The sequence below is a fragment of the Janthinobacterium sp. GW456P genome, assembly GCF_002127655.1.
In the GTDB taxonomy this organism is placed as follows: Bacteria; Pseudomonadota; Gammaproteobacteria; order Burkholderiales; family Burkholderiaceae_D; genus Janthinobacterium.
In genome coordinates this window covers 1-24,131 of record NZ_NEHB01000007.1, presented here as the reverse complement: position 1 = coordinate 24,131, position 24,131 = coordinate 1, and the positions used below count along the sequence as shown (strand labels likewise).

The 24,131-nt window shown below is 60.4% G+C and carries 23 protein-coding genes and 1 rRNA gene; 12 read left to right on the top strand and 12 right to left on the bottom strand.

Features of this window, described 5'->3' with window-relative positions; genetic code table 11:
* Nucleotides 1-361: 361 nt before the first annotated feature.
* Genes CBW66_RS08660 through CBW66_RS08645 form a run of 4 tightly spaced genes read left to right on the top strand, consistent with a single transcriptional unit; the run spans nt 362 to nt 1,975 of the window.
* Nucleotides 362-733 carry a hypothetical protein gene (locus CBW66_RS08660; RefSeq protein WP_034751548.1) on the top strand — a complete coding sequence of 124 codons (372 nt, stop codon included), beginning with the start codon at nt 362-364 and terminating at the stop codon, nt 731-733.
* Nucleotides 734-743: 10 nt separating this feature from the next.
* Nucleotides 744-932 (top strand): DUF1653 domain-containing protein, encoded by a 189-nt coding sequence (locus tag CBW66_RS08655; RefSeq protein ID WP_034782199.1) that lies wholly within the window; start codon nt 744-746, stop codon nt 930-932.
* Nucleotides 933-965: 33 nt separating this feature from the next.
* Nucleotides 966-1,436 (top strand): CreA family protein, encoded by a 471-nt coding sequence (locus CBW66_RS08650; RefSeq protein WP_070219479.1) that lies wholly within the window; start codon nt 966-968, stop codon nt 1,434-1,436.
* Nucleotides 1,437-1,447: 11 nt separating this feature from the next.
* Nucleotides 1,448-1,975, top strand: a complete 528-nt coding sequence (locus CBW66_RS08645) for a hypothetical protein (protein WP_205701203.1) — start codon at nt 1,448-1,450, stop codon at nt 1,973-1,975.
* 186 nt (nt 1,976-2,161) lie between these two features.
* Here CBW66_RS08645 and CBW66_RS08640 read toward each other — a convergent pair whose 3' ends face one another.
* Nucleotides 2,162-3,655, bottom strand: a complete 1,494-nt coding sequence (locus CBW66_RS08640; protein ID WP_086138749.1) for a leucyl aminopeptidase — start codon at nt 3,653-3,655, stop codon at nt 2,162-2,164.
* Between the two features lie 67 nt (nt 3,656-3,722).
* Between CBW66_RS08640 and lptF the strand changes: the two genes are divergently transcribed.
* From lptF to CBW66_RS08620, 4 genes are read left to right on the top strand one after another with little or no spacing between them, the layout of a single operon-like run.
* Nucleotides 3,723-4,868, top strand: coding sequence for an LPS export ABC transporter permease LptF (gene lptF / locus CBW66_RS08635; RefSeq protein WP_086138748.1), 1,146 nt, complete (start codon nt 3,723-3,725; stop codon nt 4,866-4,868).
* Complete coding sequence (gene lptG, locus CBW66_RS08630) at nt 4,865-6,034, top strand: LPS export ABC transporter permease LptG (protein ID WP_086138747.1); 1,170 nt, start codon at nt 4,865-4,867, stop codon at nt 6,032-6,034. Before lptF ends, lptG begins: the two co-directional genes overlap by 4 nt.
* Complete coding sequence (locus CBW66_RS08625) at nt 6,034-6,441, top strand: sirohydrochlorin chelatase (protein WP_086138746.1); 408 nt, start codon at nt 6,034-6,036, stop codon at nt 6,439-6,441. The genes lptG and CBW66_RS08625 overlap by 1 nt, the downstream gene beginning before the upstream one ends.
* On the top strand, nt 6,438-7,406 hold the full coding sequence (locus tag CBW66_RS08620) for a Stealth CR1 domain-containing protein (RefSeq protein ID WP_230491996.1): 969 nt from the start codon (nt 6,438-6,440) through the stop codon (nt 7,404-7,406). Before CBW66_RS08625 ends, CBW66_RS08620 begins: the two co-directional genes overlap by 4 nt.
* Here the strand turns inward: CBW66_RS08620 and CBW66_RS08615 are convergent.
* The 8 genes from CBW66_RS08615 to CBW66_RS08580 all read right to left on the bottom strand — a co-directional run bounded on the left by CBW66_RS08615 (nt 7,403) and on the right by CBW66_RS08580 (nt 15,146).
* Nucleotides 7,403-8,053 (bottom strand): hypothetical protein, encoded by a 651-nt coding sequence (locus CBW66_RS08615; RefSeq protein WP_086138745.1) that lies wholly within the window; start codon nt 8,051-8,053, stop codon nt 7,403-7,405. The two genes, CBW66_RS08620 and CBW66_RS08615, sit on opposite strands and share 4 nt — an antisense overlap.
* Nucleotides 8,054-8,284: 231 nt before the next feature.
* Nucleotides 8,285-9,049, bottom strand: coding sequence for a uroporphyrinogen-III C-methyltransferase (gene cobA / locus CBW66_RS08610; RefSeq protein ID WP_086138744.1), 765 nt, complete (start codon nt 9,047-9,049; stop codon nt 8,285-8,287).
* Nucleotides 9,050-9,076: 27 nt separating this feature from the next.
* The gene (locus CBW66_RS08605; protein ID WP_086138743.1) at nt 9,077-10,393 is read right to left on the bottom strand and encodes a sulfate adenylyltransferase subunit 1; all 1,317 of its coding nucleotides are present in this window, start codon (nt 10,391-10,393) and stop codon (nt 9,077-9,079) included.
* On the bottom strand, nt 10,393-11,304 hold the full coding sequence (gene cysD / locus CBW66_RS08600; protein ID WP_034782216.1) for a sulfate adenylyltransferase subunit CysD: 912 nt from the start codon (nt 11,302-11,304) through the stop codon (nt 10,393-10,395). Before cysD ends, CBW66_RS08605 begins: the two co-directional genes overlap by 1 nt.
* 30 nt (nt 11,305-11,334) lie before the next feature.
* The gene (locus CBW66_RS08595; RefSeq protein ID WP_086138742.1) at nt 11,335-12,051 is read right to left on the bottom strand and encodes a phosphoadenylyl-sulfate reductase; all 717 of its coding nucleotides are present in this window, start codon (nt 12,049-12,051) and stop codon (nt 11,335-11,337) included.
* Nucleotides 12,052-12,060: 9 nt separating this feature from the next.
* Complete coding sequence (locus tag CBW66_RS08590; protein ID WP_086138741.1) at nt 12,061-12,621, bottom strand: DUF934 domain-containing protein; 561 nt, start codon at nt 12,619-12,621, stop codon at nt 12,061-12,063.
* Nucleotides 12,614-14,302, bottom strand: coding sequence for a nitrite/sulfite reductase (locus tag CBW66_RS08585; protein ID WP_086138740.1), 1,689 nt, complete (start codon nt 14,300-14,302; stop codon nt 12,614-12,616). The genes CBW66_RS08590 and CBW66_RS08585 overlap by 8 nt, the downstream gene beginning before the upstream one ends.
* Before the next feature lie 70 nt (nt 14,303-14,372).
* Nucleotides 14,373-15,146, bottom strand: coding sequence for a sulfite exporter TauE/SafE family protein (locus tag CBW66_RS08580; protein ID WP_086138739.1), 774 nt, complete (start codon nt 15,144-15,146; stop codon nt 14,373-14,375).
* A gap of 160 nt (nt 15,147-15,306) precedes the next feature.
* On the opposite strand from CBW66_RS08580, the gene CBW66_RS08575 reads away from it, so the two are divergent.
* The 3 genes from CBW66_RS08575 to CBW66_RS08565 all read left to right on the top strand — a co-directional run bounded on the left by CBW66_RS08575 (nt 15,307) and on the right by CBW66_RS08565 (nt 18,167).
* Entirely contained in the window at nt 15,307-16,248 is a 942-nt protein-coding gene (locus CBW66_RS08575) for a CysB family HTH-type transcriptional regulator (protein ID WP_086138738.1), read from the top strand.
* Between the two features lie 61 nt (nt 16,249-16,309).
* Nucleotides 16,310-16,960 carry a class I SAM-dependent methyltransferase gene (locus CBW66_RS08570; protein WP_086138737.1) on the top strand — a complete coding sequence of 217 codons (651 nt, stop codon included), beginning with the start codon at nt 16,310-16,312 and terminating at the stop codon, nt 16,958-16,960.
* Between the two features lie 259 nt (nt 16,961-17,219).
* Nucleotides 17,220-18,167 carry a porin gene (locus CBW66_RS08565; RefSeq protein ID WP_086138736.1) on the top strand — a complete coding sequence of 316 codons (948 nt, stop codon included), beginning with the start codon at nt 17,220-17,222 and terminating at the stop codon, nt 18,165-18,167.
* A gap of 45 nt (nt 18,168-18,212) precedes the next feature.
* On the opposite strand, the gene CBW66_RS08560 is transcribed toward CBW66_RS08565, so the two are convergent.
* From CBW66_RS08560 to CBW66_RS08550, 3 genes are all read right to left on the bottom strand, one after another.
* On the bottom strand, nt 18,213-19,403 hold the full coding sequence (locus tag CBW66_RS08560; RefSeq protein WP_086138735.1) for a PAS domain-containing sensor histidine kinase: 1,191 nt from the start codon (nt 19,401-19,403) through the stop codon (nt 18,213-18,215).
* 165 nt (nt 19,404-19,568) lie between these two features.
* On the bottom strand, nt 19,569-20,327 hold the full coding sequence (locus CBW66_RS08555; protein WP_086138734.1) for a LytTR family DNA-binding domain-containing protein: 759 nt from the start codon (nt 20,325-20,327) through the stop codon (nt 19,569-19,571).
* A 68-nt stretch (nt 20,328-20,395) separates the two neighbouring features.
* On the bottom strand, nt 20,396-21,688 hold the full coding sequence (locus CBW66_RS08550) for a sensor histidine kinase (RefSeq protein ID WP_086138733.1): 1,293 nt from the start codon (nt 21,686-21,688) through the stop codon (nt 20,396-20,398).
* A 1,004-nt stretch (nt 21,689-22,692) separates the two neighbouring features.
* Here CBW66_RS08550 and CBW66_RS08545 point away from each other — a divergent pair.
* Nucleotides 22,693-24,131, top strand: a 16S ribosomal RNA gene (locus tag CBW66_RS08545); the annotation flags it as partial.

Sequence of the window (24,131 nt, the reverse complement as noted above, 5' to 3'; positions counted from 1 at the left end):
AGTGGCTGGCATGGCAGGCTGCGTCTTGCCGTTTGGCGCGACAAAGGTGTAAAGTTTCTCGCTAAAACGCGATAAAAACTACTAAAATGGCACAATGTAACAACTGTGTCACACGGCTTTGTTACAGCCAAGTTAAGAACCGAACAGGAAGCAGTTGTAATTAGTTGTAATTGCTATTCCGATTACATGACCACTGTGCCGGGGACTGAGCATCAATTCCGTCCCTGGCGCCGCCAGACTTGTTATATAAATTGCAGTACTATATCTATGAGACTGTTTTGCGACATCAATAGATGGTACTATTTTGAAATGTTGCAGTTTTAATAGTGAGACTTGCGCGTAGCATTTGCAAAGGAAGAAAATGCGAACTGCATTTGAAGCGTGGGCGCAGCGTGACGGCCACATTGTGCGGCGAAGAGAAGACAAACCGGATGAGTACCTGATTTTCGAGACCCAGCGCCGCTGGGTTATCTGGCAGGCAGCTCTGACGCATGGCAAGACGGCTGCCAAGCCGCGCGTGAGCGCGGCCGAAAAGGCGGCAAAAGCCCAGCGCGCGCTGGAAATGTCCTCCGATGAAGCGACTGTACGCAACAAGGTGCTCAATGAGGTGCTCGACGCCTTCAGCGGCGCCGATGGCGCGGCCGGCATGGAAGGCATACTGAAAGTGATCCAGGGCCTGAAGCAGAAGCAGAAGGCGCTGGCCGACGACAAGAGCGAAGATTCAACGGCTTGAGGGGACGGCGATGCGTTATCGGCACTATAAGGGCGGCATTTACGAACTCGTGTGCGAAGCCACGCTGGAAGCGGATCTGACGCCCATGATCGTCTATCGCGCCGCCGACGGCTCCATCTGGACCCGTCCGAAAGACGTGTTTTTTCAACTGATCGAAGTCGAAGGCGTCATGGTCCAGCGTTTCGCTCCCATCAACTGATGGCCGCCTGCGTGCGTGCCCGGGATTATCTTCATGCGTAAATTGCTGCCTGCCGCTTTGGTGCTGGGCTTTGCCTGCGCCGCGGCGCATGCCGAAACCATCGGTTCGGTCGATACGGTGTTCAAGCTGATCGGCCCTGACCACAAGATCGTCGTTGAAGCGTATGACGACCCGCGCGTCGCCGGCGTCAGCTGCTATCTGTCGCGCGCCAAGACGGGCGGCATCAAGGGCGCCGTCGGCCTGGCCGAAGACAAAGCCGATGCGGCCGTGGCGTGCCGCCAGGTGGGGCCGCTGCAATTCAAGGGCAAGCTGCCGCGCCAGGAAGAAGTGTTTACCGAGCGTGCCTCGATCTTCTTCAAGCACGTGCGCGTCGTGCGCATGGTCGACAGCAAGCGCAACGCGCTCGTCTACCTCGTGTATTCCGACCGCCTGATCGAGGGCAGCCCGAAAAACAGCGTCACCGCCGTCGCCGTGCCTGGCGACCAGCCGATTCCCGTCCGTTAAGCGAGCTTCCCATGCGCGTCCCATCGTCCGCAGTCCTTGCCGCCAGGACGCTGCTGCTGTTTGGTCTGGGCGGCTGCGCCACCCTGACGGGCAACACGGACCAGATGGTGCTGGTGCAAACCATCCAGGACAACCGCGAGCTGACGGGTGCCGGTTGCATCCTCAGCAACGACGTGGGCAAGTGGTTCGTCACCACGCCCGGTCGCATCACCATCCGCAAGAGCCAGGAACCGTTGAAAGTCGATTGCCGCAAGCATGGTTCGCCCGCCATCGCGACGGACGACCACATCGATCCCAAGCTCAATGGCAGCGTCTGGGGTAATGTCATCCTGACCCTGGGCGTCGGCTATTTCGTCGACCGCAACACGGGCGCCGGCTTCGACTATCCGTCCATTTTGACCATCGTCATGCAGGACCCCGCGCGTTTGGCGCCGCCGCCCGCGCCCGTCGCCGTGAAGCCGCCCGCGCCCGCCGTGCCGGAAGCGGTGGTGCAACCCAAAGTGGCGCCATCGCCGTTGCCCAATCCCGTCGTCTACTGATTCAACTGCACATAAAAAAGCCGCCAGGGTCAGTGACCATGGCGGCTGTCTTCTTGCGTAACGACGCCTGACAAAACCGTAGCGAGCGGGAGCTAGTGGTGGCCGAGAAGCGCAGCTGTACTTTATGTACAGCGAGCATCGCCGGCCGCCAATAGCCCCGCGCAGTAGGTTTGGTCTGGCGTTCTCTTACACGCGGTTGATCAGGAACGTCGTCAGCAGGGGCACTGGACGGCCGGTCGCGCCTTTTGCGCCGCCCGATTTCCATGCCGTGCCGGCGATGTCCAGGTGCGCCCAGGTGTACTTCTTGGTGAAGTTTTCCAGGAAGGCCGCTGCCGTCACCGAGCCGCCGCCCGGCGTGCCGATGTTGGCCAGGTCGGCGAAGTTCGACTTCAGCTGTTCGTTGTACGCCTCTTCGATCGGCATGCGCCATGCCGTGTCGCTCGATTGCTTGCCCGCTGCCAGCAGTTCATTGGCCAGCTGGTCATGCGCCGCATCGCTGCGCGTAAACAGGCCGCTGTTGTGGTGGCCCAGGGCGACGACGCAAGCGCCCGTCAGGGTGGCGACATCGACCACGGCTGCCGGCTTGAAGCGTTCGGCGTAGGTCAGCGCGTCGCACAGCACCAGACGGCCTTCGGCGTCCGTGTTCAGCACTTCGATGGTCAGGCCGTTCATGGAGGTGACGATGTCGCCCGGCTTGGTGGCGCGGCCCGACGGCATGTTTTCGCAGGCGGCGATAATGCCGATGACGTTCAGCTTCAGGTTCATTTCGCCGATGGCGCGGAAGGTGCCCAGCACCGAGGCGGCGCCGCACATGTCGTACTTCATCTCGTCCATGCCAGGACCGGCCTTGATCGAAATGCCGCCCGTGTCGAAGGTGATGCCCTTGCCGACCAGGACCACCGGCGCATCCTTGGCCTTGCCGCCCATGTGTTTCAGGACGATGAATTTCGGCGGCTGCTCGCTGCCGTTGGTGACGGACAGGAAGCTGCCCATCTTCAGCGCTTCGAGCTGTTTGCGGTCCAGCACTTCGACTTCGAACTTGTAATCCTTGGCCAGCTGCTTGGCCGTGCTGGCCAGGTAGGTTGGATTGGCGATGTTCGCCGGCAGGTCGCCCAGCTTGCGGGTCAGGTCGGAACCGTTGGCGATGGCGATGGCTTGCGCCAGCGCGCCGCGCGTGGCTGCCGTTGCTGGCGCTGCCAGGACGATCTTGCGCACGCCTGCCGGCGCCGGATCTTTTTTGCTTTTTTGCGAGTCGCAGCGGTATTCGCTGTCATGTGCTGCTTGCACCACGCAACGGATTGCCCAATTTACGTCGCGCTCTTTCACTTCAGCCAGCGGTAATGCGATAATGGCGTCCGCAGCGCCCAGCGAGCCGAAGGCCTTCAGCGCGGCTTGTACGCCGGTCGTGAAGCTTTTTTCGCTGACAGTGTCATCGCTGCCCATGCCTACCAGCAGAACACGTTCGGCGGCGACGCCATCGACTGCGCGCAGCAGCAAGGTGCTGCCAGGCTTGCCGCTGATGTCGCCGGACTTCAGCGCAGCCGAAATCGCACCCTTGCTGTCCAGCGATTTTGCCGCTGGCGACAGTTTTTTGTTTTCGAATACCGCAACCGCGATGCATCCGCTTTTGGCCGTGCCGAGGGTGCTCTTGGTATCGAATGCTTTTATGCTAAAGTCCATTTGGTTCTCCGTTTTCATTTACTAGTAACGTGTTACTCAACTAACTGACCCGAATTATAAACTCCGAATGATCTTTCAACGCGCCCTTCGACGTGAATTGGCTAGTGCCGCCGGGGCCACCTTCACTGTTTTGTTCAGCATCCTGCTCACCTGGATGCTGATCGGTATTCTCGGCAAGGCGGCGGGCGGCAAGATCGCATCGGCCGACGTCATGTCCCTGATGGTCTTTTCCGCCCTGATGCAGCTGCCCACCATCATCATCCTCACCGGATTCATTTCGGTGCTGATGGTCGTCACGCGCAGCTACAAGGAGTCGGAGATGGTGGTGTGGTTCGCCTCGGGCCTGAGCCTGTCGCGCTGGATCTGGCCCGTGCTCAGCTTCGGTCTGCCGCTGGTGCTGGCCACCGGCGTCCTGAGTTTGTACGCCACGCCGTGGGCGCAAAAGAAAAGCGATGAATATGTGGCGCGCTTTGAAAAGCGCGAAGACCTGCAGAAAGTCACGCCGGGCCAGTTCCGCGAATCGGCCGGCAGCAACCGCATCTTTTTCGTCGAGGGCGCCAGCGGCGAAAAGAACGTGGTGCAGAACGTCTTCGTCAATACCGTCGATGAAAAAGGCAGCGCCGTCGTCGTCGTCGCGAAGGAAGGCGTGATCAATACCGACGCCAAGGGCGAACGCTTCCTGGTGCTCAAGAGCGGCCGCCGCTATCAGGGCGTGCCGACACAGGCGGACTTCCAGACCATGGAATTCGAGCAGTACATCATGCGCATCGAGAGCAAGCAGCAGGAACTGGGCGCGGAACTGGGCGTGCGCGCCATGAGCACCATGGCCCTGGTCGCCGATCCGAATCCCTATACCATGGCCGAATTGCTGTGGCGCGTTAGCGCGCCGCTGATCGGCCTGATGCTGATCCTGCTGGCCATTCCGCTGGGCTTTGTCAATCCGCGTGCCGGCAGTTCGGCCAACCTGATCATCGCCTTGCTGATTTTCTTCACCTACAGCAATCTGATCAAGGTCGTCGAAGCGAGCGTGAAACAGGGGCGCCTGACCTTCGGTCTGGCCTGGTGGCCGCTGCACCTGCTGGCGGCGCTGGCCGTGGTGGCGCTGTTTGCGTGGCGCCTGAACGTGAATCACCGCTATCACCCGCTGGTCCTGCTGGCGGCTTTCAAGCGCGCGCGCCGCGCCGGCAATACAAGTAAAGCGGTATCGAAATGAAGATTTTACAGCGCTATTTTGCGGTCTCGATATTCCAGGCGGTGCTGTTCGTGCTGCTGGCCTTCCTGGCACTGCAAGCCTTCATCGACCTGACGGGCGAGCTGCCCAAGGTGGGGCGCAACGGCTACACCATCCAGTATGCCTTCCTGTACGTGCTGGTGCTGGTGCCGGGACACGTGTACGAGGTGATGCCGATCGCGGCGCTGATCGGCACCATCTACACGATGGCGCAGTTTGCCGCCAGTTCCGAATTTACCATCATGCGCGCATCGAGCATGTCGACGGCGATGGCCGCCGGTTTCCTGTTCCGCATCGGTATCGTCTTCGTCGTCATCACCTTCATCTTCGGCGAGGTGATCACGCCGCGCACGGAGCCGCTGGCCGAACGCCTCAAGCTGACCTCGCGCGGCGCGGCAGTGTCGAGCGAGTTTCGCTCGGGCCTGTGGACCAAGGACATGGTCAAGAGCGACGGTCTGACGGGTACCGTCACCGGCTCGCGCTTTTTCAATGTGGGTGAAGCGCGTGCGGACGGCCAGCTGAAAAACGTCAAGCTGTATGAATTCGACACCGATATGCGTTTGCGCACCCTGACCGTGGCCAAAGGCGCGACGTATCAGGGCAATAATATCTGGCGTCTGACCGATGTGACGGAAACCTCGTTCTCGAACAGCGCGGCCACGTCGCCCGGCTTCGAGCCGAAGCTGGCGAACTACTATGGGCAGGAAACGAGCCTGGTGCGCACGGTGCAAAGCGCCAGCAAGGACATGGCCTCGGAAGTGACGCCGAAGATCCTGACGGTGTCGGCGTCCGACCCCGAGCGCATGTCGGCCAGCGAACTGGCCGTGTACACGCGCCACCTGGCCGAGAACAAGCAGGAAACCGAGCGTTTCCGCATCGCCTTCTGGAAAAAACTGATCGATCCGCTGGCCATCTTCGTGCTGATGGCGCTGGCGCTGCCGTTCGCCTACATGCATACGCGCAGCGGCGGCATCAGCCTGAAGATCTTCATCGGCATCATGATCGGCGTGAGCTTCATGCTGGTCAACACCCTGTTCTCGCATCTTGGCTTGCTCAGCACCTGGCCGGCCTTCCTGACGGCGGTGGCGCCGAGCGCCTTGTATCTGCTGCTGGCGTTGGGCGCCCTGTGGTGGGTGGAGCGGCACTGATGGAGACGAACGTGAAGCAGGCATTGATCCTGTTTGCCCATGGCGCGCGCGCCGCATCGTGGGCCGCGCCATTCGAGCGGCTGCGCGACCTGACCCAGGCGCGCATGCCCGGTGCCAGCGTGCACCTGGCCTTCCTGGAACTGATGACGCCACGCCTGCCCGAGCTGGTGGCGAGCCTGCTGGCCGAGCTGCCGGCCGGCGCCATCCTCGACGTTACCGTGGTGCCCGTGTTCCTGGGGCAGGGCGGGCATGTGCTGCGCGACTTGCCGCTGTTGCTGGACGAACTGCGCCAGCGGCATCCGGCACTGCGCCTGAAGGTGGTCGAGGCGGTGGGCGAGAACGCCAGCGTGCTCGCCGCCATCGCCGATTACTGCGTGGCGGCGCCAGGCTCCAGCACTGTCCCTTGAGCGGCATCGACATCGTCTACCTGTGGGTAGACGGCGCCGATCCCGCCTGGCGCGCGCGCCGGCGGCACGCCTATGCCGCCTGGGCGCAGGCGCATCCCGGCCAGCTGGCCCTGCACGGCAACGTGGCGGGGCGCTACCGCGACAACGGCGAACTGCGCTACAACCTGCGCGCGCTCGAGCGCTTCTTCCCCGGCCATGGCCACATCTACCTGCTGACGGACCGGCAAGTGCCCCACTGGCTGCGCGCATCAAAGCGCCTGACGGTGATCGACCATGCGAGCCTGATGCCCGGTGCCTCCCTGCCGGTGTTCGATTCCGGCCATATCGAATCGTACCTGCACCATATTCCGGGCTTGTCCGAACGCTTCCTGTATCTGAACGACGACGTATTTTTCGGCGCGCCGTTCGAGTCCGCGTTCTGGTTTGGCGGGGACGATGACGGGCGTTTGAGCGTGTTTACGGAGAGCGCGCCGCACGATGATGTGCCGGGCTTGCGCGCCGATGTGGCGGCGCCCGTCAATTGCGCCACATTGTCGCGGCAATGGCTGTCGGCGCGGTACCCCGCTTACCGGCATGAACCGCGCCTGTATGCGCATGCGCCGCGGCCCATGCTGAAAAGCGCGCTGCATGCACTGGAAGGGCTGGCGCCGGCCATGTTTGCCGCTGTGCGCGCGACGGTGTTCCGCTCGTGGCAGGTGCCGGCATTGCTGCCCGACCTGGTGCCGCGCTGGATGGTGCATCAGGGGATTGCGCGCTCGCGCATGCTCGACCCGCTGTATATCGCCAGCGGCGATGCGCATGCGCCGCGGCAGCTTGAGGAGCTGGAGGCGCGTTTCGGCAGCTTGCCGTTTTTCTGCATCAACGATACCTGCGACGAGGCCGAGGACGACGACCCGCGCCTGCTGCGCGTGGCCGCTACCTTGCAGCGGCTGCTGCCGCTGCCGTCATCATTTGAAGTTGCTTAAGCCGCTTTCTTCTTCGGCGCCAGGCTGATGCGCGCGGCGGCCGTGCTGTCGGACAGCGAAGCGAGGAACAGCAGCAGATAGGCACCCAGTTCGAAGACTTCCTCGCCCAGCAGTGCGTAGGCGTCCGGCATGCCATGAAAGACCTTCTTGTCGAAAGGCCAGCCAGCGACCATCAGCAAGCCGCCGATGGCCGTCAGGATGGTGATGCGCATGCTGAAAATCTGCGGCGCATGGGCAAACACCTTGCGCGCGCGCGGCGCGAAGAAGATCAGCAAGCGTATCAGGATCAGCAACTCCACCAGACGCAGGGCTTTTTCCAGCTGCGCCCAGGCGGGCGCGGTACCGAACTGGTCGATATCGAGTTCGCGCAGCAGGAAGCCGAACAGCAGCGCGCACATGCCCGCATGCATGAGGAAACGCAGGGACTGGCGGTCAGTCTCTTGCCAGGCGCGCACGCCGTGCACGGTGCAAGCCAGGGCCAGGAACAGCGCCTGCAGCCATTCGAGCAAATGGTTTTCGTCGTCGATGTTCGGGAAGACCGTCCACAGGGCGATGGAGGCGAGCATGCTGAGCAGCACAGCGCTGGCGACGCCGGCATTGCTGCGGCTGAGCGAAGTCAGGGCTTCGCGCATGGAGGTGAAATTCATGTGTGGTCGTAAGGCTCAAGTTGCGCGGCGCGGTATTGCAGCCTGCGGGCGCAGCTTTTTTCGGGGAGGGTCAGCCGGGATACCGCACGGCAAGCGCTATGGCGGGGCGAAGCGTGAATTTATTGCTATCACGCAACAACTTCTCGAGAAAAGATGCGTGAGCATCGTATCATGTTTCCCCGGAAGACGTCGGTTACTGACTTTAAAGTCGGTAAAATACGGTGTGTTTATTCAAGCATGGCGCGCCAGAATGGCGGCCGTTTCTTCGATGGACTGATGCGTGCGCGCGGCCATGGCGTCGCCCAGCATCACCAGCACGGGGCCGTGGGTGTCGCCCAGGCCGTGTGCCAGGGCACCCAAGGTCAGGCGCGCGATGCGCTGCTCCGGGCGGCTGCAGTTTTCAATCACCACCACCGCAGTGTCGGCACGGCGGCCCTGGGCCAGCAGGCGCCGCGCCGTGGCGATGGCTTCGCGGCCACCCATGTATTGCACCAGGGTGTCGCAGTCGGGAATGCGCGTCTGCTCCGGTTCGCCCGGCGCCGTGCTGGATGTGAAAAAGGCCACGCTGCGCGACACCCCCCGCTTGGTCAGCGGCTGCTGTGTTGCGGCTGCCGCCGCCAGCGCCGTGGTAATGCCGGGCACCACTTCGACGGCGATGCCCGCTTCTTCCAGCGCCCGCAATTCCTCGTCGGCACGGCCGAACAGCATGGGGTCGCCCCCTTTCAGGCGCACCACGACGGCGTGCTTGCGCGCATTGTCGACCAGCTGCTTGTTGATGAACGCCTGCGCCGTCGACAACTGGCCGCAGCGCTTGCCGACCAGGATTTTTTGCGCCTGGGGACACAGCTCCAGCATCTCTTCGGTGACCAGCGCGTCGTGCAGCACGACGTCGGCCTGTGCCAGCAGACGGGCGCCGCGCAAGGTCATCAGGTCTTGCGCACCGGGGCCGGCGCCGATCAGGTAGACCTTGCCGGGGAGAGATGTGGAGTTGTTCATGCTTGCCTTCCTCAGTCGAGACGCGGGTTACAGCCGAACCATGCCCGCGGCGACGGTCTGGTGGGTGACTTCATCGATGAGGATGAATGCCCCCGTGGCGCGGATATCGGCATAGGCATCGGCCGCCAGCGCCTGCTGCACGTTCAGGCTGATGCGGGCGATGTCGTTGAGCTTCAAGCCTTCGGCAGGATGGCGCTGCTGCGTATTGATGTCGAGGATCGATTCGACCGCCGTCACCTTGGCCGCCGTCTGCTTGGTGCCGTGCTTGATCCAGTACTTGCGGCGCAGGTCGAGCGCGTCTTCCGACAGCCAGCACACGTCGGCCACCACCTGTTTCAGCAGGGTGGCGGGGCGCTCGCTGCTCGCCAGCAAGTCGCCGCGCGAAATGTCCAGGTATTCATTGAGCAGCAGGGTCACGGACTGGCCCACCACGGCCGTTGGCAGCGAGCCGTCGAGGGTGACGATATCTTTTACCGTTGCCGTCTGGCCCGATGGCTGCACCACCAGGGTGTCGCCGATGCTGACCTTGCCTGCCTCGATGCGGCCCATGTAGCCGCGGAAGTCGTTCGCTTCGTGGCCGTTGTGGCGCGCCACCAGCTGCACCGGGAAGCGGAAGGGCGTGTCGTGCGATTCGTCGTAGACGGACAAGGACTCCAGCAGCTCGATCAGGGTGGGGCCCGTGTACCAGCCCAGCTTGTCGCCGCGCTCGACGACATTGTCGCCCGTCAAGGCGGACAGGGGGATCGGCGTGATGTCCTTCAGTCCCAGCGACTGGGCGAATTCGCGGTAGGCGGCGACGATGCGCTTGTAGACCGTTTCATCGTAGTCGACGAGGTCCATCTTGTTGACGGCCACGACCACGTGCTCGATCTGCAGCAAATGGGCAATCGTCGAATGGCGCTTGGTCTGGATCAGCAGTTCCACGCTGCCGTCGTCGCCGAGTTTGACTTTCGACACGTCGATCAAAATGATGACGGCGTCGGCCGTGGACGCCCCCGTGACCATGTTGCGCGTGTACTGCTCGTGGCCCGGCGTGTCGGCGATGATGAACTTGCGTTTCGGCGTGGCAAAGTAACGGTAGGCCACGTCGATGGTGATGCCTTGCTCGCGTTCCGCTTCCAGGCCATCCGTCAGCAGCGACAGGTCGACCGTGTCGCCCACCGTGCGCTTGTGCTTGGAGCGCGACATGGCGTCGAGCTGGTCGGCGAAGATGCCCTTGCTGTCGAACAGCAAGCGGCCGATCAGGGTGCTCTTGCCGTCATCGACGGAACCGGCCGTAATAAACCGCAACATGCCGCGTTCAACGCTGTCGGTGAGAGTGGTGCTGGAGATTGCTGCGTTCATTAGAAATACCCTGCTTTCTTGCGTTTTTCCATCGAGGCTTCGGAAGTCTGGTCATCCATGCGGGTGGCGCCCCGCTCCGTGATTTGCGTGATTGCCGTCTCGGCGATGATGGCGTCGACCGTCGCCGCGTCGGACGAGACGGGGCAGGTGCACGAGATGTCGCCCACCGTGCGGAAGCGCACGACTTGCGTTTCCACCGTTTCGCCTTCGCGTGGCGGCGTCAGATCCGTCAGCGGCACCAGCAAACCGTTGCGCGGGATCACCTGGCGCTCGTGCGCGAAATAGATCGGCGGCAATTCCAGCTGCTCGCGGGCGATGTATTGCCACACGTCCAGCTCCGTCCAGTTCGAGATGGGGAAGACGCGCATGTTCTCGCCCGGATGCACGCGGGTGTTATACAAGTCCCACAGTTCCGGACGCTGGGCCTTCGGGTCCCAGGCGCCGAATTCGTCGCGGAAGGAAAAGATGCGTTCCTTGGCGCGGGCCTTTTCTTCATCGCGGCGGGCGCCGCCGATGCAGGCGTCAAATCCATGTTCGGCGATGGTTTCCAGCAAGGTCACGGCTTGGGCCGCGTTGCGCGAATCCGTGGCCGGGTTGCGCAGGCGCACGGTGCCGCGCTTGATCGAGTCTTCCACGGAGCCGACGATCAGGCGTTCGCCCAGTTCCGCCACCTTTTTATCACGGAAAGTGATGACTTCCGGGAAGTTGTGGCCCGTGTCGATATGCACGAGGGGAAACGGGAACTTGCCTGGGCGGAAGGCTTTCTCGGCCAGGCGCAGCAGGACGACGGAATCCTTGCCGCCGGAAAACAGCAGGGCGGGGTTGGCCGATTCGGCCGCCACTTCGCGCATGATGTGGATGGCTTCCGATTCAAGGCTGTCGAGGTGACGCTGGTTCAAAATATTGCTCATATAGGGTGCTTTCTTGTTCTGTGTGTCTGTTCAGGCTGCCACGGATTTGATGCGTATCAGTTTGCCGTCCACCATGTGCAGGCCGCATTCCTTGGAATCGGGGTTTTCCCACCACCAGCGTCCGGCGCGCACATCTTCGCCCGGCTGGACGGCCCGCGTGCATGGTTCGCAGCCGATCGACGGGTAGCCCTGGTCGTGCAGCGCGTTGTAGGGCACGTCGTTGGCACGGATATAGTCCCACACATCCTGCTCGGACCAGTCGGCCAGCGGATTGAACTTCGTCATCGCGTGCGCCGCGTCCTCTTCCTGCACGTGCAATTCGGCGCGCGTGGTGGACTGGGCGCGGCGCTGTCCCGTGATCCAGGCCTTGTTGCCGGCCAGGGCGCGGCCCAGCGGTTCGACCTTGCGGATGCGGCAGCATTCGCGGCGCATCTCGACGCTGTCGTAGAAGGCGTTCAGGCCATTCTGTTCCACGTAGGCGGCGACAAGCTCCGGCTGCGGGCGGTACAGGGTGATAGCGTGGCCATAGCGGGCCTTGACCTTGTCGAGCACGGCCAGGGTTTCCTGGTGCAGCCGGCCTGTCTCCAGGGAGAAGATGCCGATGGGCAGCTTTGCCTTGAGAATCATGTCGGTCAGCACCATGTCTTCGGCTGCCAGGCTGGACGCGAACACGGCCGGCGAAAAATCCGCGGCGATGCGTGTCAGCGTTTGCTCGGTGGCGTGAATCAAAGAAGTCAGATCGCTCATGATGGGTCCTCAGATGCCGGCCGCGTTGTCGAGGTCAGGATTCTGGCCTTCGCGGTGGTGGCGGCGGAACAGCGGCGATTTCTGGTCCCACGACGCCTGGTAGGTTTCCGAAAAGACCGACAAACCTTTCAGAGCGTCATGGATGCTGCGGTCCGGACGCGTTGCATAGGCATCGAAGCCGACGCGGTGCATGGAAAACAGCTGGTCGCGCAGCACGTCGCCGATGGCGCGCAATTCACCCCGGAAACCCAGGCGGGCGCGCAAATTGAACGCGATGGAATAGCCGCGGCCATCCGTGAATTTCGGGAAGTCCACGCCGATGACGGGCAGTTGCGCCACGTCGTCGGCCAGCTCTTCCGGGCGCTCATCGCTGGCCAGCCACACGCCGATCTCGGGCAGACGCGCCGCCAGGGTTTCGCGCTGGGCTTGCCATACCGCCAGCGGCACGATGACCTTGCCCGCAGGCACGACGACCGTTTCCGGCGTGTCGGTCTCATCGAGGCGCAGCAAGCCCCAGGTATTCGGCACCACGGCGGCGTTCTTGATGATCTCTTCGCGTACTTCAAACATATTCGTCTTCTCCCACCAGGTTGCCGACCGTGATCGGCGTTGCATATACGTGTTCCTTGAACGGTGCCAGGCCCAGGCGCTGGGCCGTGTCGACGAAGCGCTCACCTTCATGGCGGTCGCGCACATAGACGTGCAGCAGGCGGCCGATGACTTCAGGCATCTGCAGGGAAGAGAACGATGGTCCGATGATCTTGCCGATGGCGGCGTTGTTGCCTTGCGCGCCGCCGATCGACACTTGATACCATTCGCTGCCATCCTTGTCGACGCCGAGGATGCCGATGCTGCCCACGTGATGGTGGCCGCAGGCATTAATGCAGCCGGAAATATTCAGTTCGATCTCGCCGATGTCGTGCTGGAAGTCGATGCTGTCGAAGCGCTCGGCAATGGCGGCCGCGATCGGCAGCGACTTGGCGTTCGCCAGCGAGCAGAAGTCGCCGCCGGGGCAGCAGATCATGTCCGTCAGCAAGCCGATGTTCGGCGTGGCCAGGCCGTGCGCCTTGGCTTCCTGCCACAGTGCGAACAGTTTCGACTGTTCCACGTCGGCCAGCACCAGATTTTGCTCGTGCGTCACGCGCAGTTCGCCAAAGCTGTAGCGGTCGGCCAGATCGGCCACGAAGTCGATCTGCTCGGCCGTCGCGTCGCCTGGCGGCACGCCCGTTTTCTTCAATGACAGCACCACGGCCACGTAGCCGGGACGCTGGTGCGGCTTGACGTTGCGCGCCAGCCAGTTCACGTACGCCTTGTTGTCCGCGTGCTCGGCCTGGTAGTCGAGTTCCGGCAGGGCAAGGTAGGCGGGCGGATTGAAGAAGTCCGCCACGCGCTGCATTTCCTCGGCCGTCAGGGTTTCCGGACCGTCCTTCAAGTCGACCCACTCCGCTTCCACCTGGCGCGTGAATTCTTCCACGCCGATGGCTTTCAACAGGATCTTGATGCGCGCCTTGTATTTGTTGTCGCGGCGGCCGTGCAAGTTGTACACGCGCATGATCGCCTGGATGTACGTCAGCAAATGCTGCCATGGCAGGAAGTCGCGCACGACGCTGCCCAGGATCGGCGTGCGGCCCATGCCGCCGCCGGCCATTACTTTGAAGCCCACTTCACCAGCGGCGTTGCGCACAGCCGTCAAGCCGATGTCGTGCACGGCGATGGCGGCACGGTCTTCCTCGGCGCCATTGATGGCGACCTTGAATTTGCGCGGCAAGGCGATGAACTCGGGGTGGAAGGTGCTCCACTGGCGCAGCACTTCCGCGTACGGGCGCGGATCGATGATTTCATCGGCCGCGACGCCGGCGAACGGGTCCGATGTTGTATTGCGGATACAGTTGCCCGACGTCTGGATCGCGTGCATTTCCACGGAAGCGAGGTCCGTCAGGATATCGGGCGTCTGTTCCAGTTCGATCCAGTTGAACTGAATGTTCTGGCGCGTGGTGAAGTGACCATAGCCGCGGTCGTACTTGCGCGCGATGTGCGCGAACATGCGCATCTGCTTCGACGACAGCAAGCCGTAGGGCACGGCGATGCGCAGCATGTAGGCGTGGCGTTGCATATACAGGCCGTTTTGCAGGCGCAGCGGAATGAATTCCTCTTCCGTCAGTTCATTGGCGATACGGCGCGCAACCTGGTCTCGGTACTGGGCGATGCGTTCTTTGATGATGAGGTGGTCGTACTGATCGTAATGGTACATATCAATTCCTAAAAAAGCCGGGGTGCTGGAAGATTGCCTGGGATTATGTTCTTGATACTGCTCTTGCCACTTAATAGATTAGCTTTACTGCCACGCCGGTCAAGGTCATCGCCAGCAGCACTCGTAAAAACTTTTCCGGCACCGAACGGGCGACCCAGGAACCGAGCGTGATGCCGGGCAAGGAGCCGACCAGCAAGGACGCCAGCAATTCCCAGTGGATGGAGCCGAGCCACCAGTGACCCAGGGCGGCGATGGCCGTCAGGGGCACGGCGTAGGCGATATCGGTGCCCGCCACTTCAGCTGAGCTCATGCGTGGATACAGCATCACCAGCAAGGTCGCGCCGATGGCGCCGGCGCCGATCGACGAGACCGTCACCAGCACGCCCAGCACGGCGCCGGCAATGATGGTCGCGGCGGCAAGCTTGTTGCCTTGCAATTGTTTCTCAGGGTGGGCATTGATCCAGGCCAGCATGCGGCCCTTGAAGATCAGCGCCACGACGGTCAGCAGCACGGAGGCGGCGATCGAGTAGCGGATGATCTGGCCGATTTCCGGCGACAGGGTGCCGAACGATTTGAGCGCCAGGGTCGCGATGACGGCGGCGGGCAGGGCGCCGATGCACAGGCGCTTGACGATATCCCAGCGTACGGTGCCGCGCAGGCGGTGCGTCAGCGTGCCGGCGCTCTTGGTGATCGAGGCGAAGGCCAGGTCGGTACCCACGGCCACGGAAGGCGGCACGCCAAACAGCAGGGTTAACAGCGGCGTCATCAGCGAGCCGCCGCCCACGCCGGTCATTCCTACGAGTAATCCTACGGCAAATCCTGAGACTATATAAGACAAAGTCATGCTTGCACCCCCAAAGTACCCGCAATAGTAATAAACTTAGTGTTTATTCCAAACTACTAAGTACGCATTTGCTTATATGCGATATGCGTATATGCATGCATGCAAAATCATGGGTGGGGCGGAAACTCGGCAAATCACGGCAATCTAGGGCAAACCAGCAATGAATCTCCATCAACTGCGCTTCGTGCGCGAAGCGGTCCGGCAGAACTACAACCTGACGGACGCCGCCAAGGCCTTGTTTACGTCGCAACCAGGCGTATCGAAAGCCATTATCGAACTGGAAGAGGAGTTGGGCGTGGATATTTTCACGCGCCACGGCAAGCGCATCCGCGGCTTGACGGAGCCGGGCCGCCTGGTGCTGGAGTCCGTCGAGCTGATCATGCAGGAAATCGACAGCATGAAGCGCATCGGCAAGGAATTCGCGGCGCAGGACAGTGGCAGCTTCACCATTGCCACCACGCATACGCAGGCGCGCTACACCTTGCCCAAGGTAGTGCAAGCCTTCATGCTGAAGTTTCCCAAGGTCAGACTATCTTTGTTGCAAGGTAATCCGCGCCAGATCGCCGAAATGGTGCAGCGCGACCAGGCCGACCTGGCCATCGCCACGGAATCGATCGCCGCCATCGATGGCCTGATCACCTTGCCATGCTATCAATGGGAGCACGTGGTGGTGGTGCCGCTCGACCATCCGCTGCTCAAATCGAAGTCCGTGACCCTGGAAGAAATCGCCGCCTTCCCGCTGATTACCTATGACAGCGCGTTCGCCGGACGCAACAAGATCGACCACGCTTTCGTGCTGCGCGGCCTGAAGCCGGACATCTTGCTCGAGGCCATCGATGCCGACGTCATCAAGACTTATGTCGAGTTGGGCATGGGGATTGGTATCATAGCGGGTATGGCCTTCGATGCCGAGCGCGACAAAGGCTTGCGCGCCATCCCTGTCGGCCACCTGTTCGGCATGAATGTGTCGCGCGTGGCCGTCAAGCAGGGCGCGTATTTGCGCAGCTATATCTATACCTTTATCGAGTTGCTGACGCCGACCCTGAACCGCAAGCTCATCGAGCAGGCGATGAGCGGTGATAAAGAGCACTACGAACTATAACCATGCAGGAAACCGGCCGGGCGAGGTGCCTGGCCAAGATTATTTAAGAAGAGAAGAAACAATGATTACCGATCAGCTTGCCAAATATTACGCCACCATCGCGCAGCAGTACGAGCGCGTCTATGACAAGCCCGAACGCCAGGAAGACCTGGAAGTGTTGCGCGACAAGGTCGCTGACGTGCTGGAAGGCCATACCGTGCTGGAACTGGCTTGCGGCACCGGCTACTGGACGGAAGTGGTCGCCGAGTCGGCCGAGTCCGTGCTGGCCACCGATATCAACGATGAAATGCTGGCGCTGGCCCAGGCACGCGGTTTGCTCGACAACGTCACCTTCGCCAAGCTCGACGCGTTCAACTTGCCCGACGACATGCTGGGCAAGTTCACGGCTGTGTTCGCCGGCTTCTGGTGGTCGCACGTCAAGCGCGAAGACCAGGACAAATACCTGAAGCAATTGCGCACGAAGCTGGGCAAGGACATCCTGCTGGTACTGATCGACAATTCCTATGTCGATGGCAGCAGCACCGTGATCGCGCGCACCGACCTGGAAGGCAATACCCACCAGTTCCGCACGACGGAGGCGGGCGAGCGCTATGAAGTGCTGAAGAATTTCCCATCGGATAGCCACCTGCGCAAGAAGTTTGCCCACTCGGCCCGCGAAATCCGCATGAAGCGCCTGGAATATTACTGGCTGCTGAGCTGCCGTCTGAAGTAAGGCTGGCCTTTTGATGTGGTGTGCCGACAATGTTGTCGGATTACGCTACGCTAATCCGAGCTACGCCTGACCGGCACTGTTGCTGCAGCATGAACCGCCTTCGGGCGGTTTTTTTTCGCCTGTTGTTTTTAGGTAACACGGTGTTGTGCTAAAAAGCAACATCTTGTCTATGTCATATTGTTGAAGTATTTGATGGGCATGATTCGGTTCAGCAGCTAAGCAGCACCATTCTTGTCCAACCTAATGTAGAGAATCTCAAGTGAAAAAAATTACTCTGGCAGCATTGATCATCGGCACCTTCGCAGCAGCTACGGCACAAGCACAATCGAACGTCACCGTGTACGGCCTGGTTGACCTCGGTATTGCCAAGACCACTGGCCAGCCGACGGTACAACGCGAGAACAATGCGTCGCGCCTCGGTTTCAAGGGTACGGAAGATTTGGGTGGCGGCCTGTCCGCGATTTTCAACCTGGAAAGTGAATTCCTGGCCGACACCGGCGCGCAAAAAGGCGTGTTGTTCGACCGTCAAGCGTACGTGGGCTTGAAAGGCGCGTTTGGTACCGCCATCCTGGGCCGCACCAAGAATCTGGTCGATGGCACCATCGCCCGCGTCGACCCATTCAACACCTACGGCGTCGTCGGCAAGAACAATGAAACCTTGCTGCGTTCGGGCGTCGGCTCGTCGCGCGTCAATAATGCCGTGACCTACAACAGCCCAAGCTTTGACGGTTTCGTGGGCAGCCTGCAATACGTGCTGAGCGAAGTCAACAGCGCTGACGCGGGTGTGATCGGCCTGGCAACCTACGACAATGGCCCGATCAGCCTGCACGCCGGCTACGAAAAAGCCGTGCAAGCCACGGCAACGGCAGCCAAGCCTGACCTGTGGTCCATCGGTGGCGGTTATAAATTTGGCCCGGCCAAGATCACGGCCGCCTACTCGAAAGGCGACACCAAGGTTGCCACCACGGGCGAATTCAAGTCCTACTTGATCGGCCTGAACTACACGGTGGGCGGCGGCGATGCCAAAGTGTCGTATGGCAAGCAAGAGCAAAGCAACAACAAGGTCAAGGATCAGGACACCATCAAGGAATTCGGCGTCGGCTATGACTACCACCTGTCGAAGCGCACCGACGTGTACGCTTACGCTGGCCGCGAGCGCGTCAAGTCGCTGACCTCGTACCAGATCGGTCTGGCACACAAATTCTAAGCATCATTCGATGTGACGAAGCAAAGGCGCCTGCGGGCGCCTTTTTTATTGCATCGACGCGGCTGCCGCCTTGGCCTGCATGGGCAGCGAGATGTCGATGCGTGTGCCGCCCAGCTCGCTATCGGCGCCGATATGGATGCTGCCGTTCAAGCCCCAGACCCGCTCGCGCATGCCCAGCAGCCCTAGTGCCGTGGCTTTTTCCAGGTCGCGTTCGGCAATGCCGCGGCCGTCATCCTGGATAGTGATCGCCAGCGAGGAGTCGATGCGGTGCAGGGCGATGGTGATGTGGCTGGCCTCGGCATGGCGCGCGATATTCGTCAGTGCTTCTTGCACGATGCGGTAGATGGCCGTGCTGCGCGCATCGTCGAGCACGAGGTCGGCCTCGTCGGCCAGCAAGTCGAAATGGATGGCGCGGCGCAACAGGAAGTCGTGGCGCAGTTTTTGCAGTGCAAAATACAATCCCCCCTCATCGAGCGCGCGCGGGCGCAGGTTGCTGGCGATGCGCCGCAGCGAGGTAATGGCCGTCACCAGCAAGCCGTCCATGCTGTGCAGCAAGGCTTGCAGGGGCGCGGTGGTGTCCGTGTGCTGGCGCACCAGGGTCAGGTCGACGCGCAAGGTGGCCAATAATTGCCCCAGGTCATCATGCAGTTCGCGCGCGATATGCTTGCGCTCTTCTTCGCGGATGGTTTGCAGCGCGCTCGACAATTCACGCAATTGCGAAAAGGAACGGGCCAGCTGTTCATGCATTTGCTGACGCGCCGTAATGTCGCGCACGATGATGGTAAATACGCTATGGCCGTCTTCCTGCATGGCCGAGAGCGATCCTTCGAGGGGAAACATGACGCCATCGCTGCGCCGTCCCGTCAGGGTGTAATCGGTGGCGCGCCGGCCCGTCAGGCGCAGTTCCTGGCTGATATCGCCAAACGGCGGCTCGCCATCGTGCTTGCCCAGGCCGCCGAGGGTGCGCAAGTCCCGCAGGATGTAGTGACCCAGGCGCATGCCGCGCATGCCAGCCGGCGTGTCGTCGAACAGTCTGGCCGCTGCCGCGTTCGCATGCAGGATGATTTGCTGGCTGTCGATGCTGATGATGGCGTCGCTGGCGCTGTCGATGATGGCTTGTCCGCGCGCCTGCTGCTGCCGGCGGGCTTTCAGTGGAGGAAACAGGCACAGCAAAAGCGCTGCCGCCATACCCAGCGGCAAGATACGCAGCAGTGCGGGACTGCCTCGGTCGGGCATGGGGCTTCTCCTTGCGAACGTGGACTAAGGCAGGCAAGACAGGGATAGCGGACAGGACTTTATCTTAGCCTATGCCTGCTGGCGCGGCGCGGCTTGATGTGGCGCAGGAAGGGGGCAGAAGAGAGTGGTGTGCCGCGCCGGCCTGGGCCGGGCGGCGGCGGAATCTTACATTTGCTTGAACAGGTGCAAGAAGCTGCGGCTCACTTCGAGCTTGTCGGACTTGCCTTTGATGAGCACCAAGTGACGGCCGCGGATGTCGCGCGTCACACCTTCGATGGCATTCACGTTGACCAGGGTGGCGCGGTGGATTTGCCAGAACAGCGAAGGGTCGAGCTCTTCGGCCAAGTCGCGCACGGGCTTGCGGATCAGCGCCTCATACTTGGCTGTCTGCACGCACGTGTATTTCTCGTCAGAACGGAAGAACAGGATCTCTTCCACGGGGATCATGCGCAAGTCCTGGCCGATGCTGGCCTGTATCCATTGCAGGTAGGTGGGCTTGGCCGTGATTTTTTCCGCCAGTTGCGACAGCATGGCAGTGACGCTGCTATTGACGTCCAGGACCGGCTTGTTCAAGTGTGTTTTCAGGCGCTCCACCGTCACCAGCAGACGCTCATGCTCGGGCGGCTTGAGCACGTAATCGACGGCGCCCCGCTCGAAGGCTTCGACGGCGTGACTGTCATAGGCCGTGACGAAGACGATATGCGTCTTGCTGCCTATTACTTGCGCCGCCTCCATGCCCGTCTTGCCCGGCATGCGGATATCGAGGAAGGCAAAATCGGGCTTGAGTTGTTCCACCAGTTCGATCGCCTCATCGCCATTCTTGGCTTCGCCGATGATTTCCAGTTCAGGCCAGGCCTGGCCCAGGCGCAGGCGTAGCTGGTCGCGCATCAGTCTTTCGTCGTCGGCAATAATAGCGGTAGGCATAGGTCTCAAGTGTGAACAGGCGAAGATTGATTATTCAATGATTTAGCGTTTTTATCAACTACTCTGTCTTACTTGGACAATTGATATGGCACTTCGATCACGGCGCACACGCCGGACGGTTGATTTGGCGTAATCGTCAGGCTGCCCTCGTCGCCATGCAGCAGCTTCAGGCGTTCGCGTATGGTGGGCAAACCCAGTCCCGTGCCATCGCTGGGCACCACGCCAAAGCCCAGGCCGTCGTCGGTGACCGTCACACGCAGCTTGCTGTGCGCCACTTCGGCCACGATGCGCAGGGTGCCGCCTTCCGGCTTGACTTCCAGGCCGTGCTTGATGGCATTTTCCACCATCGATTGCAGCATCATGGGCGGGAAGGCGGCGCTGCGCAGGCCGTCGGGAATCTGGAAGTCGACGGTCAGGCGCTCTTCCATCCGCATTTTCAGCAGGTTCAAGTACGCTTGCACCATGTCCGCTTCACGGCCCAGGTTGGTAATCAGTGCGTTGTCGCGCATTTGCGGCAGCACGGCGCGCAGATACTGGATCAGGCTGCGCTGCATCTTGGCCGCGCGCGGCGGATCGACCTGGATCAGGTGTTCGACGGAAGCCAGCGTGTTGAACAGGAAGTGCGGCTCGACTTGCGCCTGCATCATCTGCATCTTCGCTTCGCTGAGCTGGCGCTGCATGGATTCGCGCTCGGCCGCCTCATTCGCGGTGACGGTTTCCGCTTCGGCCCGCTTCTTGCCGCCGACCAAGGCTTTCATGGCGAACAGGGCCAACACCAGCAAGGAGACAAAGCTCTTGAACCAGGTCGAGGCTTGCTGGTGGTAGCGCGACACTTTTTGTTCCGCCGCATCATCGACCGCTTCTTCGATGGCATTCGACAGCTCTTCGCCGATTTGCGGCGGCAATTCGATATGGACTTCTTCGCCCGAGGCATTGGTGGTCACCGGATAGTTGGGCTTGGCAGGGGCGGCCGGTGGCTGAGGCGGTTCCGGCGGCACGGCGCTGGCTTTTGTGTCCGCCTCGGCGGCCTCGGCTGGATCGCTGGCCGCCTCGGCCGCGCTGCTGCGCCGGTTCTTGCCGTTGCGGGGATTGAAATGGATGCCCGTATCGTCGATCAGGATATTGGTTTCCCCCGAGCCCTTGCTGCTGCGTTTATGCGACTTGATGACCACTTCTTCGTCCGGGCTGGACGAGAACAGTTCATCTTGCAAAATGGAACCGGCGATCAGAGCCAGCGCAGCGAACAGGAAGAATTTCCACCAAGACAGCTGGGTGACCCAGGTCGTCGTCGCGTCGAATGCCCGTTGCAACCAAGCGAGAATGGTTTTCAACAATTGGGGCAGGCTGGAAATCGGAAGCATGAGGGGGCACTTTCAAGTACTAAAGTTTAATCGACGCAGCGGGCAAGTTTAACCCCTTGTTGCGTAGCGTCAGAGTCTGATATTGCCACTGTGCCTAAAGACCACGAACTACGCCAGCCGATTGCGACAGGCTGCACAAAAAGGCGCTTGAAGTGAAGACAATGCTTGCTGGGCGGTGAGCGCGGCAAAATAGCGCTTGCGGGCCGCGCGGAGCAGGGCTATAATTCGCCCCCTCGCTGAACGGCGCATGCAAGTGCAGCGTGAAGTGAGAAAAAAGAAGGTTGACGAATTAGCCGAAACGCTGCATACTCTTCCTTCTTCGCAGCTGACAAACACAACGCTTTGTCGATAGCGCGAAAGTAGCGCCGAATACAGTTCTTTAACAATTAACAGTCGATAAGTGTGGGCATTTGATGTAAGTGCAGCGTTGCGCAAGCAGCGTCAAACTTAAAATATCAAATGTTCACAAGAAGTAAATGAATAGGATGTTTCGCAAGAAACAGCCTGTCAGTTNGCAGGGCTATAATTCGCCCCCTCGCTGAACGGCGCATGCAAATGCAGCGTGAAGCGAGAAAAAGAAGGTTGACGAATTAGCCGAAACGCTTCATACTCTTCCTTCTTCGCAGCTGACAAACACAACGCTTTGTCAATAGCGCGAAAGTAGCGCCGAATACAGTTCTTTAACAATTAACAGTCGATAAGTGTGGGCATTTGATGTAAGTGCAGCGTTGCGCAAGCAGCGTMAAACTTAAAATATCAAATGTTCACAAGAAGTAAATGAATAGGATGTTTCGCAAGAAACAGCCTGTCAGTTTTTCGAGTGAGCGACCCGTCAGCAATGACGGTGCCGGTAAAACGGCAAAGTAACAGAGATTAAACTGAAGAGTTTGATCCTGGCTCAGATTGAACGCTGGCGGCATGCCTTACACATGCAAGTCGAACGGCAGCACGGAGCTTGCTCTGGTGGCGAACGGTGCCGGTAAAACGGCAAAGTAACAGAGATTAAACTGAAGAGTTTGATCCTGGCTCAGATTGAACGCTGGCGGCATGCCTTACACATGCAAGTCGAACGGCAGCACGGAGCTTGCTCTGGTGGCGAGTGGCGAACGGGTGAGTAATATATCGGAACGTACCCTGGAGTGGGGGATAACGTAGCGAAAGTTACGCTAATACCGCATACGATCTACGGATGAAAGTGGGGGATCGCAAGACCTCATGCTCGTGGAGCGGCCGATATCTGATTAGCTAGTTGGTAGGGTAAAAGCCTACCAAGGCATCGATCAGTAGCTGGTCTGAGAGGACGACCAGCCACACTGGAACTGAGACACGGTCCAGACTCCTACGGGAGGCAGCAGTGGGGAATTTTGGACAATGGGCGAAAGCCTGATCCAGCAATGCCGCGTGAGTGAAGAAGGCCTTCGGGTTGTAAAGCTCTTTTGTCAGGGAAGAAACGGTGAGAGCTAATATCTCTTGCTAATGACGGTACCTGAAGAATAAGCACCGGCTAACTACGTGCCAGCAGCCGCGGTAATACGTAGGGTGCAAGCGTTAATCGGAATTACTGGGCGTAAAGCGTGCGCAGGCGGTTTTGTAAGTCTGATGTGAAATCCCCGGGCTCAACCTGGGAATTGCATTGGAGACTGCAAGGCTAGAATCTGGCAGAGGGGGGTAGAATTCCACGTGTAGCAGTGAAATGCGTAGATATGTGGAGGAACACCGATGGCGAAGGCAGCCCCCTGGGTCAAGATTGACGCTCATGCACGAAAGCGTGGGGAGCAAACAGGATTAGATACCCTGGTAGTCCACGCCCTAAACGATGTCTACTAGTTGTCGGGTCTTAATTGACTTGGTAACGCAGCTAACGCGTGAAGTAGACCGCCTGGGGAGTACGGTCGCAAGATTAAAACTCAAAGGAATTGACGGGGACCCGCACAAGCGGTGGATGATGTGGATTAATTCGATGCAACGCGAAAAACCTTACCTACCCTTGACATGGCTGGAATCCCCGAGAGATTGGGGAGTGCTCGAAAGAGAACCAGTACACAGGTGCTGCATGGCTGTCGTCAGCTCGTGTCGTGAGATGTTGGGTTAAGTCCCGCAACGAGCGCAACCCTTGTCATTAGTTGCTACGAAAGGGCACTCTAATGAGACTGCCGGTGACAAACCGGAGGAAGGTGGGGATGACGTCAAGTCCTCATGGCCCTTATGGGTAGGGCTTCACACGTCATACAATGGTACATACAGAGCGCCGCCAACCCGCGAGGGGGAGCTAATCGCAGAAAGTGTATCGTAGTCCGGATTGTAGTCTGCAACTCGACTGCATGAAGTTGGAATCGCTAGTAATCGCGGATCAGCATGTCGCGGTGAATACGTTCCCGGGTCTTGTACACACCGCCCGTCACACCATGGGAGCGGGTTTTACCAGAAGTAGGTAGCTTAACCG

Excerpts from the sequence above, each read along its gene's own strand:
- CBW66_RS08660 (WP_034751548.1), top strand. The coding sequence starts at position 362 with ATGCGAACTGCATTTGAAGCGTGGGCGCAGCGTGACGGCCACATTGTG.
- CBW66_RS08655 (WP_034782199.1), top strand. The coding sequence starts at position 744 with ATGCGTTATCGGCACTATAAGGGCGGCATTTACGAACTCGTGTGCGAA.
- CBW66_RS08650 (WP_070219479.1), top strand. The coding sequence starts at position 966 with ATGCGTAAATTGCTGCCTGCCGCTTTGGTGCTGGGCTTTGCCTGCGCC.
- CBW66_RS08645 (WP_205701203.1), top strand. The coding sequence starts at position 1,448 with ATGCGCGTCCCATCGTCCGCAGTCCTTGCCGCCAGGACGCTGCTGCTG.
- CBW66_RS08640 (WP_086138749.1), bottom strand. The coding sequence starts at position 3,655 with ATGGACTTTAGCATAAAAGCATTCGATACCAAGAGCACCCTCGGCACG.
- lptF (WP_086138748.1), top strand. The coding sequence starts at position 3,723 with ATGATCTTTCAACGCGCCCTTCGACGTGAATTGGCTAGTGCCGCCGGG.
- lptG (WP_086138747.1), top strand. The coding sequence starts at position 4,865 with ATGAAGATTTTACAGCGCTATTTTGCGGTCTCGATATTCCAGGCGGTG.
- CBW66_RS08625 (WP_086138746.1), top strand. The coding sequence starts at position 6,034 with ATGGAGACGAACGTGAAGCAGGCATTGATCCTGTTTGCCCATGGCGCG.
- CBW66_RS08615 (WP_086138745.1), bottom strand. The coding sequence starts at position 8,053 with ATGAATTTCACCTCCATGCGCGAAGCCCTGACTTCGCTCAGCCGCAGC.
- cobA (WP_086138744.1), bottom strand. The coding sequence starts at position 9,049 with ATGAACAACTCCACATCTCTCCCCGGCAAGGTCTACCTGATCGGCGCC.
- CBW66_RS08605 (WP_086138743.1), bottom strand. The coding sequence starts at position 10,393 with ATGAACGCAGCAATCTCCAGCACCACTCTCACCGACAGCGTTGAACGC.
- cysD (WP_034782216.1), bottom strand. The coding sequence starts at position 11,304 with ATGAGCAATATTTTGAACCAGCGTCACCTCGACAGCCTTGAATCGGAA.
- CBW66_RS08595 (WP_086138742.1), bottom strand. The coding sequence starts at position 12,051 with ATGAGCGATCTGACTTCTTTGATTCACGCCACCGAGCAAACGCTGACA.
- CBW66_RS08590 (WP_086138741.1), bottom strand. The coding sequence starts at position 12,621 with ATGTTTGAAGTACGCGAAGAGATCATCAAGAACGCCGCCGTGGTGCCG.
- CBW66_RS08585 (WP_086138740.1), bottom strand. The coding sequence starts at position 14,302 with ATGTACCATTACGATCAGTACGACCACCTCATCATCAAAGAACGCATC.
- CBW66_RS08580 (WP_086138739.1), bottom strand. The coding sequence starts at position 15,146 with ATGACTTTGTCTTATATAGTCTCAGGATTTGCCGTAGGATTACTCGTA.
- CBW66_RS08575 (WP_086138738.1), top strand. The coding sequence starts at position 15,307 with ATGAATCTCCATCAACTGCGCTTCGTGCGCGAAGCGGTCCGGCAGAAC.
- CBW66_RS08570 (WP_086138737.1), top strand. The coding sequence starts at position 16,310 with ATGATTACCGATCAGCTTGCCAAATATTACGCCACCATCGCGCAGCAG.
- CBW66_RS08560 (WP_086138735.1), bottom strand. The coding sequence starts at position 19,403 with ATGCCCGACCGAGGCAGTCCCGCACTGCTGCGTATCTTGCCGCTGGGT.
- CBW66_RS08555 (WP_086138734.1), bottom strand. The coding sequence starts at position 20,327 with ATGCCTACCGCTATTATTGCCGACGACGAAAGACTGATGCGCGACCAG.
- CBW66_RS08550 (WP_086138733.1), bottom strand. The coding sequence starts at position 21,688 with ATGCTTCCGATTTCCAGCCTGCCCCAATTGTTGAAAACCATTCTCGCT.